Raw genomic sequence first — 15,943 nt, 5'->3', positions numbered from 1 at the left:
TTAACCAAATTTAGCTTGAAAATGCTTCATAAATTCACACAAACTTTTAACCTGATCTAAAGTTATAGCATTATAAATACTCGCACGAATTCCACCTAAAAGCCTGTGTCCTTTAAGTCCTAGCATATCTTGCTTTTGAGCTTCTTCGATGAAAATTGGCTCAAGTTCAGCATTTGTAGCTATGTTAAAGCTCACATTCATCAAAGAACGATCCTCAACCTTTGCATGCCCCTTATAAAAGCCCTTGCTTTCATCGATAGTGCTGTATAAAAGCTTAGCTTTGGCTTGATTGTTTGCATGCACCTTATCAAGTCCGCCTTGCTCTAAAAGCCATTTCATCTCTAAAGCAAACATATAAATCGCAAAGGTTGGTGGCGTGTTAAATAAAGAATTATTTTCACTGTGAATGCTGTATTTAAGCATACTTGGTATGTTTTTTTGCTTAGATCTTTCAAGCATATCTTTGCGGATAATCACACAAGCAAGCCCTGAAATTCCAGCATTTTTTTGCACGCCTCCATACAACACACCTATATTGCTAAAATCAACCTTTCTTGAGAAAAAATCACTTGAAGCATCGACGATTAAGGGGCATTTGCTCTTTGGATAGCTTTTATACTGCGTTCCATAGATAGTGTTATTTGAGCAAATATAACCATAATCAGCATTTGGCGAAAACTCAAATTCTGGGATATAAGAAAAGCTTTGTTCCTCGCTACTTGCGATGACTTTGTGGTTGATGCCTAAAATCAAAGCTTCTTTAATGGCTTTTTTTGTCCAAATGCCAGTATTGACATATTCGCATACTCCATTTAAGGCTAAATTCATAGGAATCATCGCAAATTGAAGGCTTGCTCCACCTTGCAAAAACAGCACTTCATACTCATCATCTATGCCATAAAGTTTTTTTGCATTATTCATCGCTTCAAAATGCACTTCTTCAAAAACTTTGGTTCTATGGCTGATCTCCATAATAGAAAAGCCCTTATTTTCATAGTCTAAAAGCTCTTCTTGAGCTTGTTTTAAGATACTTAAGGGCAGGGTTGATGGACCTGCGCTAAAATTGATTTTTCTCATCTGTTCTCCTTTGCAAAATGAAATTATAGCTAATTTTGTGCCGCGATACAAACACCTTCTCTTAAACCCTCATCAACAACGACGAGCTTTTGCCTATCAAACAAAGCAAAAAGCAAAAACGCTCCAGCGATAAGAAAATGGCTTCTGTCTTTTCCTACCCAAAAATCAGCTTGAGCTTTACTCATCTTTGAAAGTTTTAAGGCAAAATGCAAAAAGTCATTCTGTCTTAAAAATGTGCCATTAATAAGCCTTGCTTGATAGTTTTGATACGTTATGCCTTTTTTAAGGGCTGCTACGCTTGTAGGCACACCAGAATTAAGCACCACAACCCTACCCTGAAAATGCTTTAGTTTTTGCAAAGCTTCATCACTTTGCTTAAAAGCCTCAAAAGCAAGATGTTTAAGGAATTTATCTTTAAGCAAAAACTCAAGTTTAAGCTTTTTATCTGTGTTATTTTTTAAAAAATATCTTGTATTAAAGGTTGATAAATTCGTATTTTGACTAAATTTAAAATTCGCTTTTGCTTTTTCATAAAAAGAAATGATACCAAAATCAAAACTTTGTGAGAAGTTCTTAAAAGAAAGCTCACAGCTTGCTCCACCCAAATCACAAAATGCAAGATTTTTTTCCACAAAATTTAAGTTTTTCAGCGCATTTTTCATACCCAAAACGCTCAATCTAGCCTCTTCATCAGCACTAATAAGCCTAAAATTTACACCAAATTCTTGTTTTAACTCTTTAAAAATCGCCTCAGTATTATTTGCTTTGCGAAACGCAGCCGTAGCTACTGCATAAGCATTTTTAAGCTCAAAACCCTGATTTTCAAGCTCCTTTAAAGCATTTTTAAGTCTTTCAATCGCTTCTTGAGAAATTTCTTTGCTCTTGCTTAAATCACGAGCCGCGCCGATAACAAATTCAGCTTCTTTTATCGCCTTAAAACACTCATTCATTTCAACAGCTCGAAGCGTGTTTGAACCAAGATCAATGCCAAGCATATTTTCCTTTCTTTACTTACAATTTTCATAAATTTTTATGTTATTTTATAATAATATTTTCGCCTTATCACTTCAAATTTAACTTTTTTATCATTAAACTCAAAATTATAGATATAGTTAGAAAGTTTTATATAAATTATAAATTTGTTAAGTTTTTTTATGAATTTAAATATTTTTTAAAGTATTTTCAAAGCTGATTTTTTGTAAAATGTTTGAGTTAAAACTTAAACATAAAAGGAGAGCCAATGAGTGCATACATCAACAAGGTGCTAGAAAATATCAAAAAAGCTTCTCAGCCCACTTTTTTACAAGCTGCTACTGAGGTTTTACATTCTATAGAGCCTATTTTAAAGGCAGATAAAAGATATGAACAGCACAGCATTTTAGAAAGACTTGTGGTGCCAGAAAAAGTTACTCAATTTCGCATCGTGTGGATCGATGATAAGGGTAAAGCTCAAACAAATTTGGGCTACCGCGTGCAGTTTAGCTCGGCTCTTGGACCTTATAAGGGCGGACTTCGTTTTCACCCAAGTGTAAATTTAGATGTGCTTAAATTTTTAGGCTTTGAACAAATCTTTAAAAATTCTTTAACAGGACTTATGATAGGCGGTGGTAAGGGCGGATCAGACTTTGATCCTAAGGGTAAGAGTGAGGGCGAGATTATGAGGTTTTGTCAAGCTTTTATGCTAGAACTCAGTAAAATCATCGGTGCAAATACTGATGTGCCAGCTGGCGATATAGGCGTTGGCGGGCGAGAGATAGGCTATATGTTTGGAGCATATAAAAAACTCACCAATTTATTTGATGGCACACTTACAGGAAAAGGGCTAAAATGGGGCGGAAGCCTTGCAAGGACTGAAGCTACTGGTTATGGTTGTGTATATTTTGCTGATGAAATGCTTAAAAAGGCAAAAGATTCGCTTGAAGGCAAGGTTTGTGCTGTCTCAGGAAGTGGAAATGTGGCTATTTATACTATAGAAAAACTTGCTGCTTTTGGTGCAAAAGCTGTTACGATTAGCGACAGCTCTGGTTTTGTGTATGATAAAGAAGGCATTGATCTTAAGCTTTTAAAAGAGATTAAAGAAGTCAAGCGAGGTAGAGTGAGTGATTATGCAAAAGCAAAAAAAGGTGCTGAGTTTGTAAGTGTAGATAAATACAAAAAAGGCACAAATGGTGTTTGGAGCGTCAAGTGTGATGGAGCTTTTCCAAGCGCGACTGAAAATGAGCTGAATTTAGCCGATATTAAAACCCTTTATGCTAATGGTTGTCGTTTTGTGGCTGAGGGCGCAAATATGCCAAGCTCTTTAGAAGCGATTGATTTTATGCTTGCTCAAAAAGACTTTCATTTTGCTCCAGCTAAGGCTGCAAATGCTGGCGGGGTAGCAACTTCTCAGCTTGAAATGCAACAAAATGCAAGCATGGCACAATGGAGCTTTGAAGAAGTGGATAAAAAACTGCATAAGATTATGAAGGACATCTTTCATAATTCTTATGAAACCGCAAAAGAATTCAAACACGCTGGAAACCTTGTCGTAGGCTCAAATATAGCCGGCTTTAGAAAAGTCGCTGAAGCTATGCTTGAGCAAGGGTATTGCTGATAAATACAAAATTTAACTAAGATGAGCTAAGCTTAAACTCATCTTAGTTGCTTTAGTGGTTTTGCTTTTTAAATAGGATTGATGATATCTTATATTCTTTACATAAATTTAGACAAAAAACGATAAATATCATATAAGTTTTATTCATTATAGCGTATTTAAATCTTTAAATAAGTGATGAATGGCGTTATTAGGAGAATATGAATGAATAAATTGTATTTGAATTTAAGAATTTTAAATATTAATAGAAATTTAAAAAAGGAGTAAAAATGAAAAAATATACATTAGTGGTTTTAGTTTTTTGTTTCTCTTTGCTTCATGCTTTAAGCATTGATGAAATGCTGGAGCAAGAGATTTTACCGCCTAGCTTTGATTGTGCTAAGGCGGTGAGCGATGATGAATTGCTCTTATGCAATCACATAGGTTTAATGATAGAGTATGAAAATAAGCTTTCTGCTGCAATGGATAATTTTTATTCAAGTTATTATAGGATTGTTTCAAAGCATATAAATGCACAAGATAAAAACAAGCTTAGAAATATCTCTAAAGCAATGATAAAAGAAAGGCAAAGAAAAGTTAAAGAAGAGCTTGAGCTTACAGATTTACCAGAAGGAGCAAATCCTATTATCCCAGCGTTAAACGCGGTTGAAATGATGCAGGATGTGTATTTGGCATATTTTCAAAAAATTACTGATTTTATTTATGATGAGCCAAAGTATGAGCATATCTTTGAACAAATTTTCACACGCAATGCACAAGAGTATTATGAGCTGATACAAACTAGCGATACACTAAAAACGATTATCGATAAGGCTGCTAAAGAAGGCTTGGTGGATAAAAGAGGCAGACTCTTAGCGAAGTGATAAACTTGGGCTTAATTTTAAAAATTCTAAGTGATTTGATTTACACTTAATCATAATAAAAAGCTTTAAAGCCTCTTTTAAGAATGTGCTTTAAAGTTTTTATTGTTTTTGTGTATTATAAAATACCTTAAATTTAGCCTTAGCAGGGTTTAATATACATAAAAAAAGCTTAAAATTTGAGTGATAATTTTATCTTCTAGGGAAGCTTTGCTTTCTTTTGTATTAGCCAAAAAGCTTGTTCTAGCGATTAAGCTTGTCTTTTGTGCTTCTTTTGTGAGTGTGTTTGTGATTTGAAGATTAACTTGCAAAAGGTAAAAATTTTCTACCTCATAATCATAATCAACCCTCATAAAAGGTCCATATATAAAGCCCACGCTACCGCTGTTTATCTTTCTTGCATAAGAAAATTTCCTAAAATCAACAAGATTAAGTAAAATTTCAAAGTCTGCAGTATTTGCATTTGTGGCTATATTAAAGCCCTTATTTACAAGGGCATTTTCAAGCTTTGTTTGAAGCGTATTTGGAATTTGGGCTGGATTTTGTAAATTTATACTTACACTTTTTGGTAAAGTGGTTTTGATAAAAATACCCTCATTGCTCGTTTGTATAAAGCTTTCAACCTTAGAAGCACACGCTGAAAACAAAAGAGTAAAAAAGACAAGGATACAAATTCGCATTTTTATTCTTTAATGAGAGTTGGAACCGATCTTAAACCAAGCTTTTGGTATTTTTCAAAAAGAGCGTAATAAGTGTTTAGTTCTTTTTGAGAGACTTTGTCGTAATTTTTGATATTTTCATCATAGTATTTTCTTAAAATAGCGATTTTTTGTGCGTCTGTTTTGGCGTTTTTGCTTTCTTTGTAAATCAAAGCTGTTTTTTCAAAAGCACTTTTTCCATGCACTGGAGTGATGATGAGTTTGAGCTGATTTTCTTTAAGTTCTTCTTCAATGCCTGCTAAATGCGCTCTACAATAAGGGCATTCAGGATCGCTAAAAACATACAAAACAGGCTTATTTTTATCGCCTAGCGTGATAATTTGCATTTCATTTTTAAGGGCAGCTTTTGCTTTTTGTGAAAATTCTGCTCTTTGTTGCTCTAGTGAAGTCATTTCGTATTCTTGGCGATACATTCTTTTTTGTTTGACATCAATAACTTCTGGAAAGATAAAATCATCTTGCACGAAAATAATATCTTGCGTGCTTTGTTCGCCAACTTTTATGCTTAGCTCTACGCTTGTGATATTTGAGTTTTCAAGTTTTTCTTTTTTCAAAACTGAAACTTTAGCATTTGGCACTTGCATTTTAATCAAATCAGTATAAAACTTAATCGCCTCATCATTTTTATCAGCAAATGCTTGAGAAAAAACCATGCTTAAAGTAAGGGCTGAAAGGCTGAGGAGCTTTTTCATCTTTTTTCCTTTTTATGAATTTCTTATATTGTAATTTGGCTTTGTAAATATTTCGTTAAAGCTTATTTTGAATTTCTTTTTCATCAATGAGTTTTGAGTCGTATTTGATGACTTTGTGTTGCGTGTTTTCATAAATTTCAACTATGCCTTTAAGCCCTAAAAGTTCGTTTGTATTAAGTTTTTGACTTAAAGGCAAATAGATATTTTTAAATTCGCTTGGATTTTTAAGAAAACACAGCAAAATAAACCAAAGCGCGATAAATACAACAAGAACAAGTAAGCCTAAAGAAAAATACCAATCCGCCCTCTCACTCAGCACAAAGCCACCTATCACCCCGCCCGCAAAGCTTCCAGCATAGCCAAAAGAATTAAACACACCTAAAGCCGCTCCTTTTTCGCCTGCCTTAGCAAATTTAGAAGCACAGCTTTGCATAATAGGCTCATGCAAGTTAAAGCCCACAAAAAACAGCACCACAGCCAAAATAAAAACAAGCCTTCCCCAGCTTAAAAATCCAAGAGCAGGCACACAAGCAAAGAAAAAATATGCCACAGCAAAGAAAACAACCCCAAGCAAAAGTATGCCCTTAGCAAGCCCTCTTTTTTCCCCCAAAGCTCCAGCCATACCCATAGCCACAAAACCAGCGAGCATCGAGTAAAGATAAGTATCAAACAAATCAAGTCTAAATCTTGTAAGCACCAAAGGGATCAATAAAAAGCTTATACTCATGAGCATTTTTTGTGAAAAATTTGTTAAATTCATCAAAGCAAAATTTTTCTCTATCAAAAAGCGTTTGAGTGGAGTTTTTTCATCGTGTTGTATGATCTTGCTTTCTTTTGGCACCCAAGTATATAAAAGCACTATGCAAAGCAAAGTTAAAGCTATGCTAAGATAAAAAAGGCTTGAAAGTCCAAATTTTTCACTCATTAAAGGAGCGAGGATTAAAGAACTTGCAAAGGCTAAGCCTATAAATGCGCCCATTAACGCCATAGCCTTAGAGCGTTTTTCCTCGCTGATAAAATCACTAATCATCGCCACAGCCACAGCCCCAATAGCCCCAGCACCTTGTAAAGCTCTACCTAAAAGCATGATATATATATCTTTTGCTTCAGCACAAATGATCGAGCCTATGATAAAGATGAGTAGCCCCAAAAGCATAGTTTTTTTGCGTCCTATTTTATCACTTAAAATGCCAAAAGGCACTTGTAAGATCATTTGAGTCAAAGCATAAATTCCAACGAGCAAGCCCACTAAAAAAGGCGTAGCCTTATCAAGTTCTAAGGCATAGACACTTAAAACAGGAAGCACGATAAAAAGCCCAAAAAATCTTGTCGCGATGATAAATGAAAGTGGTAAGACGCTTTTTAGCATTGATTTTCCTTGATGTATTAAAAATTTAATTTTACTGAGCTTAGCTAAATTTATCATTAATACAAATACATTTTTTTAAGCAAAACTAAGCTATAATAAGCCTTATTTTTCACACTTTAAGGAAGTTTATGCAAGCACAAGAAGAATTATTGCTTCAAAATAAATTAAAAAGCAAATTATATAAAAATGATCTCTTTAACCTTTTAAATACCCTAAAAATACAACAAGATCAAGAAAAATACTTTAAAAGACTTTTACAAATTCCCCTTAAAAGTCCTTTAAAATGCCTTTTGTGTGGTATCTTTCCATTTTTTTTGAGTTTTGGTTTGTTAAGCTTTGATAGACTTTATAAAGGAGATGAAAAACTTGCTCTGGCTAAGGCAGGGGTGGCTTTATCGTGGGTTTTGCTTGTGTGGATATCTTTTGGGGGTTATTATGTATTTGGATTTGATCCTAGTTTTTCTTCTTTTTCTATAATTTTATCTGCTATGTTGAGTGTGTTGTGGCTTGTCAATTTTGTAGATTTAAGTGTATGTTTCCTTACCATTAAAAATGCAAATTTGAAATCCCTTATGAGTGTTTTTTATCCATATTATACGAGTGTTTTATATGAACAAATACAAAGCAAAGTTCAATCAAAACACAAAGAAGCTCTTTTTAAACATATGCAAAATGCTGATGAAAACGAGCTTTTAAGGCTTATGGGTTTAAGGCTTAAAAGCCCTTATCTTAGCCTTATTTTTAGTCTTTTGCCTATGTGTATATTTTGTGGTTTAAGTCTTGATCGCTTTTATAAGGGCGATTTAAAGATCGGCGTGATGAAGCTTGGTGCATTTTTGGCTGTTTTTGTGTGTATGTTATTTTTAACACCAGATATTCGTTTTTATGCTGCATATGGCTTTGCTTGTTTGTTTGTGTTTAATCTTGTTGATATTTACTTTGTGTATAAAGGTATTTGCAAAGATAATTTAGAAAAAATCTTTCAGGAAAAGGCTTAAAATTCTTTGAAATTTGCTATAATAAAGGCTTTTATGGAGCATAAATGAAGATTGTATTTGCGAGCTCAAACAAACATAAGCTTAAAGAGATCAAAGATTTGCTCAGTGGCTTTGAAATTTATGCCTTTGATGAGGTGCTAAAGCCTTTTGAGATAGATGAAATTGGCAAAAGTTTTAAAGAAAATGCTTTGATTAAAAGTAGGGCTGTATTTGAGGCTTTAAATGCTAAGCAAAGGGCTGAATTTGTGGTTTTAAGTGATGATAGTGGCTTGAGTGTCGCCGCACTTGATAATAAGCCAGGAATTCATTCAGCGCGCTTTTCAGCACAAGGTGATGATGGAAGTAACAGAACAAAACTCATCAAAGAGCTTGAAAAGCTTGATCTTAAAGAAAGCAAGGCTCATTATACAGCCTGCATAGCTTTAAGCTCAAATTTAGGCGAGTTTTATTCGCATGGCTTTTTGCATGGCAGGGTTATTGATACACAAAAAGGACAAAATGGCTTTGGCTATGATAGCCTTTTTATCCCAAATGGCTTTAATCAAACCTTAGGTGAGCTTGATGAAAGTGTGAAACGATGTATTTCTCATCGCTTTAGAGCTTTGAGTTTGAGTCAAATTTGGCTAAATACTTTTTGCAAAGGAAAAAAATGAAGGCATTTATCAAATATATATTTGTAATTATTATGGCGTATGTTGTATTTATGGCTTTATACTTGTTTGTTTTGCAATCTTAGGCTTGAAAGTAAGCTAGGTAGCAAGATAAGACTACCTAAAAGCAAAAGTATCATCACGATAAGAGTTAAAAAGCCAAAATAAATCGTTGGGATAAAATTACTACTCATCATAACACTAAAGCCTAAAATAATGGCAACCTTGCTTTGAAATAAAGCTGATCCTATGTGAAGATGAGAAACTATTAACGCTTCTTGCAAGCTTTTTTTGCCAAGCTCTTCTTTAAATCGGTAAATATAATGTATGCTATCATCTACGCCTATACCTATACAAATAGCTGCTATAGTTATACTCATAAGATCAAGACTTAAGCCCAAAAAGCCCATAAAAGCAAAAACAAGACTTAAAGGAATGATATTAGCAAGTATGCCTACAAGAGCAAGTTTAAAGCTTTTAAACACCAGCACAAAAAGGGCAAAAATCGCTATAATCACAAAAACAAGAGTATTAAACTGCGATGCAAAAAGACTTTGAAGCATATTATTATAAAGGAGCATTATACCACTAAGCCTAAACTCAAGGGCTTCGCCTTGCAAAAGCGTGCCAAGTTCTTCATTTATACTTTTTAAAAACTCATTTCTTTGAAGCGTTGCATCAGAGTCTTTTATGCGCATAACAAAGCGGAGTTCATTCTCATCAACATTGACAAAAGGATTTAAAAGCTCGTTTTTAAAATTCAAAGGTAAATTTTCATACAAAAAAGCCAAAGCAAAATCATCTAAATCTTTACCCTCGTTGATACTTTTGCCAAGTATTAAAAGACTATTTAAGCTAAGAGTTGAGCCGACAAATTCCTTTTGAGTAAAATAATCATGCACTTTTTTAACCAAACGTATCTTATCAGCACTAAAAAAATAAGTCTTTTGTTCAGCCAGTGCGTTAAATTCATCTTCAAAGCTATCTTGAGTAGCTTGCAAGCTTTTGTTTTGAAATCGAAGCACGACTTCTAAAGGCATGGTGCCACCTAAATGCTCGTCAATAACAAGCAAGCCTTTTTTAATCTCAGAACTTTCTTTAAAATAATTCACAAAAGAATTTTCAACCCTAAGCTGTAAAATTCCAAAAAAAGCGATGATAAGGCACACCACACTGACAAGAAAAACAAGTTTTTTTCGCCTAAAACTAAAATTCGCACACCATGCCAAAAAGCCAAAATTAAAGCTTTGCTCAAAAAGCTTCTTGCTAGCAAAAAAAGGCATCAAACACGCAAAGAAAACAAAGCTTAAAACAAGACTTATGCTTATGCCTATACTCATCATTATACCAAGCTTAATGATAGGCTCTATATTTGAAAAAATGAGGCTTAAAAAGCCAATGGCTGTAGTTAAGATAGCGTAAAAACTTGGTTTTAATTTCGCCAAAAGTGTAGCTAGAGTAAGTCTAGCTGAATTTGCTTTTGGAAATTTTTTATTAAGATGAATAAAATGCGTGATAAGATGGATAATCAAAGAAATACTAATAATAAGCATAAAAGCAAGATAATTTGATGAAATCACCGTGATCTTAAAGCCAAGCAGAGCAAACACTCCACTTGCCACACTTAGCGAGACAAAACAAGTTAAAAGTGCTAAAAATACAAAAGAAATTTTGCGAAAAAACAACCACAAAACAAGCGTTAAAAGCAAGCTTAAAGCCACACCATACACCCACAAATCAGCCTTAATATAACTAATCATATCATCAGCGATCATACTCACACCGCCAAGATAAATTGCACCGATTTGCTTTTCATAGTGCGAAGTGATGGCTTTTATGGTATCAAGTCGTGTTTTATTTTCGAGTTTATTTTGCTCGCTTATACGATCAAGCTTGTTTTGAATTTGAGCTTTTAAGGCTTCATTTGTTGTATTTTGACGCTCTTTTATAAGCTCAAGATAAGCTAAATTTGGCTCAAAATACACAATCAAAGCTGTAGTTTTGCCATCTTTTGAGATGATATTGTTTTGATAAAAGGGGCTGTTTAGAATTTCAGCTTTAGCTTTGCTTTTGTTAATATCCTCATCAGCAAGGCTTGGGATATGCTCAAGCAAGGCTTTTAAGTCTTCATTATCTTTGCTGGTAAGCAAAGGAGCGTTGATAATGCTTAAAATTCTTTGTACGCCTTTGATCGCTTCAAGTTCGTTTTGCAAATTTTGTATCATTTTAAGATTGGCTTCGCTAAAAGGATTTTCATCCTTAAAACGCAGAGCAATCATTAAAAAATCATCACTCTTATAACGCTCATTGATCTGTCTATAAAAGCTTAAATCCTCATCATTTTCTAAAAGCAAGCTATCAGCACTTGCATCAACGCTAAGTTTGCTGGCAAAAAAGCTTAAAAACACACATATACTAAGGCTTATAAAAAGTGTAAGTTTAGCGTGTTTGATGAGGGCTTTAAACAAAGTTTCAAAGATCATTTGCCCTCAAAATCAATCGTTTTAAGCTTGACAAGCAAACTTTGAAAACCTTCTTTTTCAAACAAATCAGCAAACTGGGAACGATAAGTTTGTATGATAGAAATACCTAAAACATCGACATCATAGATCAACCATTCATCATTTTTGGCTTTGTAGAATTTAAAAATGATATTTTTAGCTTCGCCATCTATAACCATAACCGAGTGAAGCCACACTCTTGTATCGTTTTTTTGCTCGAGTTTTTTTACTTGGATGCGCTCGTTTGTGTAAAGGCTAAGCTTGCTCGTAAAACTTGATTTGAGCTGGGCTTCAAAAGCTGTATCAAATTCAGCTTTTTGGCTCGCACTAAGCTTATCATAGTTTTTTGAAAGACTAAGTTTTGCCATAAGTTTATAATCAAATATAGGATCAAAAAGCTTAAAAATCCCATCAGCAGCTTTGCTTTTGTCCTTAGTAGCATTTTGCAATAAAACAAGGCTTTTATCTATATTTTCTTGCATGATTTGTGGCAGGCTCTCAAGTTTTAAAGCAAAGGCATAAAACACGCTCAAACAGAGTATGCAAAGTATTTTTTTCATCTTTTTTTCTCCTTATTTACTCATCTCAATCCGCCTTTTTTCATACGCATCGCGTAAAAACGGATAGAGATTTGGGGTATTAAAATAAATCTCATCAAAAGTATCAAGTTCAAAACTCATATCATTCATTATAATATACGAATTTACACCAACGCTTAACAAAAACGGATCAATATAACCAGTTGGGCTAGAATACCAATTTACCGGCAAAGAAAGCGTATCTCTAAGATTGCTTGGTCCTAAAAAGGGTAGCACGAGATGAAAGCCACTTCCTACACCCCAATGAGCTAAAGTCGTGCCAAAATCGGCTGGATATTTGGGGATATTTGTCTTACTTGCCGCGTCGATAAAACCAAAAAAACCAAAAACAACATTTACACCAAAGCGTTTAAGCTCTGTGCCAGCTTCTTTGAATTTAAACTGCAAGGCATTATTGATAAAACGCAAAGGCATAAATATATTGTTTGTGAAATTTCTTACCCCATATCTTATAAAATCAGGCGTAACATATCCATACGCTTTACTTACCGGTCTAGCAGCATATTTATAAAAGCCAAGATTAAACGAAGTCATCACTTCATTATATCCTCTTAAAGGATCATACACCTCAAAGCTAAATTCTTGCTCAAAGTCCTCAAAATCCTGCCCAAAACTCAGCACGCTTAAGCATAAAAAAAGACAAAAGATAATTTTTTTCAAATTCTTCCTTAAACAATCAAAGCTAGGATTTTAGCATAAATTAATAAATTGTAAAGTTAATGTTAAAAGTAGCATTTAGCTAGTTTTAGCACCACAATGTGCTTAAAATTTGAGTTTTATATCTTTTCCCAAAAAAACTCTATCCATTCATCTGTTTTTTTTACCTTAAATTCAGGCTCTAAAAGGGCTTGATCTTTGTAAAATAAGCTTGCCACCTTAAATTCTATCTTTGGAAATTTTTCTTTTAAAATTCTTAAAATTTCTTGCATGGTTTCGCCACTATCTATGATATCATCAACAATTAAAACTTTGTCAAATTTACTCAGTTCGGGGATATTAAAAATTTCTATATGCCCTAGCTTTGCAGTATCATTATAATGGATAGAATTCAGTGTAAAAATCAAACGAGTATTGATATGCATAGCTAAAAAATGTCCTAAAGTCATACCTCCTCTAGCTACTGCAACGATAGCGTCTGGGTTAAAATTGTTTCTTATTTGTTTGGCTAAAACTTTGACATCTTTTTCAAATTCCTCATACGGATAAACGATCATTTTTTCCTCCTATCTAAAAAATTGCAAGCAAAAAACAAGCAAAGAAATCGCACTTAAAGCCAAAATACCAAGTGAAATTTGAGAAAATTCCCTACGAAATATACGCACCAAAATATACGCTAAAAAGCCAAAAGCAAAACCGGTTGTAATCGAATAAGTCAGTGGCATTAAGATGATGATAAAAAAGCTTGAAACGGCTACGGCTGGGTCTTTAAAGTCTATGTCTTTGACATTCATAAACATTAAAATTCCTACCATAATAAGCACTGGATAAATCGCACTTGAAGGTATAGCTTTAAACAAAGGCAACAAAAATAAAGTCAAAGCAAAGCAAAGCGCAACCACAAGGGCAGTTAAGCCTGTCCTTCCTCCGCTTTCTACTCCAGAAGTGCTTTCTACAAAAGCTGTAACCGTTGAAGTGCCAATACCAGCTCCTATCACTGAAGCTGCAGCGTCTGCACTTAAGGTTTTACCAAGCTTTTTATCTCCTTCTTTTTTATCATCAAAAATTTTACCCCGCACCCCAATGCCAGTAATCGTGCCAACCCCATCAAAAAGCTGAGTTACAAAAAAAGTCAGTATAATAGGGATCATTGAAAGCTCAAGGGCTGCTTTGATATCAAGTTTAAGAAAAATTTCATTTAAGCCATTTTCTCCGCTTAAATTTGGTAAAGAAAAGATTTCTTTTGGAAAACTTGCCCCATTTATGCCAAAAATCCAAGCAATTAATGAGCTTGCAAGTATGGCTAAGATAAAAGCTGCTTTAAGCTTAAAAGCCCAAAATAAGATCACCAAAAACAAAGCAAAAAGCCCAAAAAGCACCTTTGTATCCTTAAAATCCCCCAAAGCAACAAGGGTGCTTTGATCGGCTTTAACTATGCCTAAATTTTGCAAAGCCACAAAGGCGATAAAGGCTCCTATGCCAGCTGATATAGCAAGTCTTAAGTCCTGCGGTATGCTCTTTACGACCCAGACGCGAAAATTTGTAAAAGAAAGGAGTAAAAAAACAACACCAGAGATAAACACTGCTCCTAAGGCACTTTGCCAAGGGATATTTAAAGCTACGCACACACCAAAGGTAAAATACACATTCAAACCCATACCAACACTCATGGCTATAGGAGTATTGGCATAAAGGGCGTTAATGGTAGTTGCGATGATGGTGACTAAGGCTGTGGCGATGATTAAAGCATCAAATGGCATACCACTATTAGAAACTATGCTTGCATTGACAGGGATAATATAAATCATAGTTAAAAAAGTGGTAAGCCCAGCTATACACTCAGTTGCAATGTTAGTTTTGTTTTCTTTAAGCTTGAAAAAATCCATCTTAAGCCTCTATTGAAGTTTTAGATAAGATTTTATTATAACATAAATTCGCAAAAACAACTCAAAATTTTGTGTCTTGTTTGGTTTTTAAGCCTTTTTATCCAACTCCTCACACATTTTTTCAAATTCATTATAGTATTTCCAAGAAGCGATAATGTCAGGGCGAGTTTGTTTTATACCTTCTATACAATTTATATCATCTTTATAGAATGATTTTAATTTTTCTCTTTCATCTTTATTTTGTCGTAAAATTTCTAAGAGTTTTTCTTCTTTGATTAGATTTTTTTCACCTTCATCTATAGCTTTTTTTATTTCATTTATAAATTCAATCAAATAATTTTTTAATTTCTTAAAAAAATCCTCATCACCTTGTAATAAATCATATTGTTTTTTACTGATACATATCCCAATATGTTCGCTTAAATCATTATATATAATTTCTTTCATAAGATTAACAGTGTTTTTGTTATATGTTGTCAATCTACAAAATAGAAGAGTTATGCTATTTTCTTTATCAATTGTATAGTGTTTTTTGTTATGAATATTATGAAGACTAAAGGCATTTTCCAAATCTTTTTTATTGGCATAAAGCTTTAAAGGAAATAAATATCTTAAATAGCCTTTAAATTCTTGTACATGGCATAAATATTCCATTTCTTTTTTTGGAGCTGGAAAAGAAAATTGTTTTGCAAGATTACTTAAGGTTTGAAAAGCTTTATCAGGGGTAATTTCACTCATATCAATATAGTTAATTGTGTTAAAATTAATTCTTTTTGATAAGAATTGGCTAAAAAAGGAAGAAGTATTTTTTAGCCCTGCAAAATTAAAATTTATTTTGGTTTTAATATGACGCAAAAAATCAAGATAACACCGATAATCGAAAGTAAGATTAAATTCTATTGGCAATTCTTTTTTTGTATTGATAGCATAAGAAAAATCCCTGCCAACACAATGTTTTAATATCCCTATAGGATCTCTTACTCCAAAAAGTATGGGTTTATTTGTATCAAGTAAAAATAGAAATTTATTAAAACAAGGTAAATGGCATTCAGAGATATTGATGGCTTGATTTTTAATCTTAGTATCGCATAAGTTTTGGAAATAAAAGCAATACCTTTTTTTAGAATCAAAAGTTAAACCCCAAGAATACCTAATAAAAATATCACAACAGTGATATAAAAGTGTCATAAATGCAGCCGCACCTACTCCATGTGGAGAAATATAGATGAATTGGTATCTCTTAGGCAACCCCAAATTCAACTCCCAAGCAATATCAGCTTCTATATCAGTATAAGATAAACTTTTATTAACAAATAAGTTTTTATTAACTTTATCCTCATCT

General features: G+C 33.5%; 15 protein-coding genes. 4 read left to right on the top strand and 11 right to left on the bottom strand.

Annotated elements, in window-relative coordinates; all coding sequences use genetic code 11:
- Both serC and CQA38_RS00070 read right to left on the bottom strand, forming a co-directional pair.
- Entirely contained in the window at positions 1-1,077 is a 1,077-nt protein-coding gene (gene serC, locus CQA38_RS00075; RefSeq protein WP_137631971.1) for a phosphoserine transaminase, read from the bottom strand.
- Between the two features lie 29 nt (positions 1,078-1,106).
- Positions 1,107-2,072, bottom strand: coding sequence for a Ppx/GppA family phosphatase (locus CQA38_RS00070; RefSeq protein ID WP_137631970.1), 966 nt, complete (start codon positions 2,070-2,072; stop codon positions 1,107-1,109).
- A gap of 245 nt (positions 2,073-2,317) precedes the next feature.
- Between CQA38_RS00070 and gdhA the strand changes: the two genes are divergently transcribed.
- Both gdhA and CQA38_RS00060 read left to right on the top strand, forming a co-directional pair.
- Positions 2,318-3,670: an NADP-specific glutamate dehydrogenase gene (gdhA, locus tag CQA38_RS00065; RefSeq protein ID WP_137631969.1), complete on the top strand. Its 1,353-nt coding sequence runs from the start codon at positions 2,318-2,320 to the stop codon at positions 3,668-3,670.
- A 269-nt stretch (positions 3,671-3,939) separates the two neighbouring features.
- On the top strand, positions 3,940-4,533 hold the full coding sequence (locus CQA38_RS00060; protein ID WP_137631968.1) for a hypothetical protein: 594 nt from the start codon (positions 3,940-3,942) through the stop codon (positions 4,531-4,533).
- 149 nt (positions 4,534-4,682) lie between these two features.
- On the opposite strand, the gene CQA38_RS00055 is transcribed toward CQA38_RS00060, so the two are convergent.
- Genes CQA38_RS00055 through CQA38_RS00045 form a run of 3 tightly spaced genes read right to left on the bottom strand, consistent with a single transcriptional unit; the run spans position 4,683 to position 7,310 of the window.
- Complete coding sequence (locus CQA38_RS00055; protein ID WP_137631967.1) at positions 4,683-5,210, bottom strand: hypothetical protein; 528 nt, start codon at positions 5,208-5,210, stop codon at positions 4,683-4,685.
- A gap of 2 nt (positions 5,211-5,212) precedes the next feature.
- Positions 5,213-5,941 carry a thioredoxin fold domain-containing protein gene (locus tag CQA38_RS00050; RefSeq protein ID WP_137631966.1) on the bottom strand — a complete coding sequence of 243 codons (729 nt, stop codon included), beginning with the start codon at positions 5,939-5,941 and terminating at the stop codon, positions 5,213-5,215.
- 55 nt (positions 5,942-5,996) lie between these two features.
- Positions 5,997-7,310 carry an MFS transporter gene (locus CQA38_RS00045; protein ID WP_137631965.1) on the bottom strand — a complete coding sequence of 438 codons (1,314 nt, stop codon included), beginning with the start codon at positions 7,308-7,310 and terminating at the stop codon, positions 5,997-5,999.
- Between the two features lie 128 nt (positions 7,311-7,438).
- On the opposite strand from CQA38_RS00045, the gene CQA38_RS00040 reads away from it, so the two are divergent.
- Together CQA38_RS00040 and CQA38_RS00035 are read left to right on the top strand one after the other, a co-directional pair.
- Entirely contained in the window at positions 7,439-8,308 is an 870-nt protein-coding gene (locus tag CQA38_RS00040; RefSeq protein ID WP_137631964.1) for a hypothetical protein, read from the top strand.
- Positions 8,309-8,352: 44 nt separating this feature from the next.
- The gene (locus CQA38_RS00035; RefSeq protein ID WP_137631963.1) at positions 8,353-8,961 is read left to right on the top strand and encodes a non-canonical purine NTP pyrophosphatase; all 609 of its coding nucleotides are present in this window, start codon (positions 8,353-8,355) and stop codon (positions 8,959-8,961) included.
- 56 nt (positions 8,962-9,017) lie between these two features.
- On the opposite strand, the gene CQA38_RS00030 is transcribed toward CQA38_RS00035, so the two are convergent.
- The 6 genes from CQA38_RS00030 to CQA38_RS00005 all read right to left on the bottom strand — a co-directional run.
- Positions 9,018-11,441, bottom strand: coding sequence for an MMPL family transporter (locus tag CQA38_RS00030; protein WP_137631962.1), 2,424 nt, complete (start codon positions 11,439-11,441; stop codon positions 9,018-9,020).
- On the bottom strand, positions 11,438-12,019 hold the full coding sequence (locus tag CQA38_RS00025; protein ID WP_137631961.1) for an ABC transporter substrate-binding protein: 582 nt from the start codon (positions 12,017-12,019) through the stop codon (positions 11,438-11,440). The genes CQA38_RS00030 and CQA38_RS00025 overlap by 4 nt, the downstream gene beginning before the upstream one ends.
- Positions 12,020-12,031: 12 nt before the next feature.
- Positions 12,032-12,718: an MlaA family lipoprotein gene (locus tag CQA38_RS00020; RefSeq protein WP_137631960.1), complete on the bottom strand. Its 687-nt coding sequence runs from the start codon at positions 12,716-12,718 to the stop codon at positions 12,032-12,034.
- A gap of 116 nt (positions 12,719-12,834) precedes the next feature.
- Positions 12,835-13,272 (bottom strand): phosphoribosyltransferase family protein, encoded by a 438-nt coding sequence (locus tag CQA38_RS00015; RefSeq protein WP_137631959.1) that lies wholly within the window; start codon positions 13,270-13,272, stop codon positions 12,835-12,837.
- Between the two features lie 9 nt (positions 13,273-13,281).
- Positions 13,282-14,601 carry an NCS2 family permease gene (locus CQA38_RS00010; RefSeq protein WP_137631958.1) on the bottom strand — a complete coding sequence of 440 codons (1,320 nt, stop codon included), beginning with the start codon at positions 14,599-14,601 and terminating at the stop codon, positions 13,282-13,284.
- 87 nt (positions 14,602-14,688) lie between these two features.
- The coding region (locus CQA38_RS00005; RefSeq protein ID WP_137631957.1) for a DUF2972 domain-containing protein at positions 14,689-15,943 on the bottom strand (1,255 nt) is incomplete at its 5' end.

Origin of the sequence: Campylobacter sp. MIT 12-5580, assembly GCF_005406235.1 — a bacterium.
Taxonomy (GTDB): domain Bacteria; phylum Campylobacterota; class Campylobacteria; order Campylobacterales; family Campylobacteraceae; genus Campylobacter_D.
Note: the sequence above shows the minus strand (reverse complement) of the source record. Positions and strands in the feature narration are given on the sequence as shown.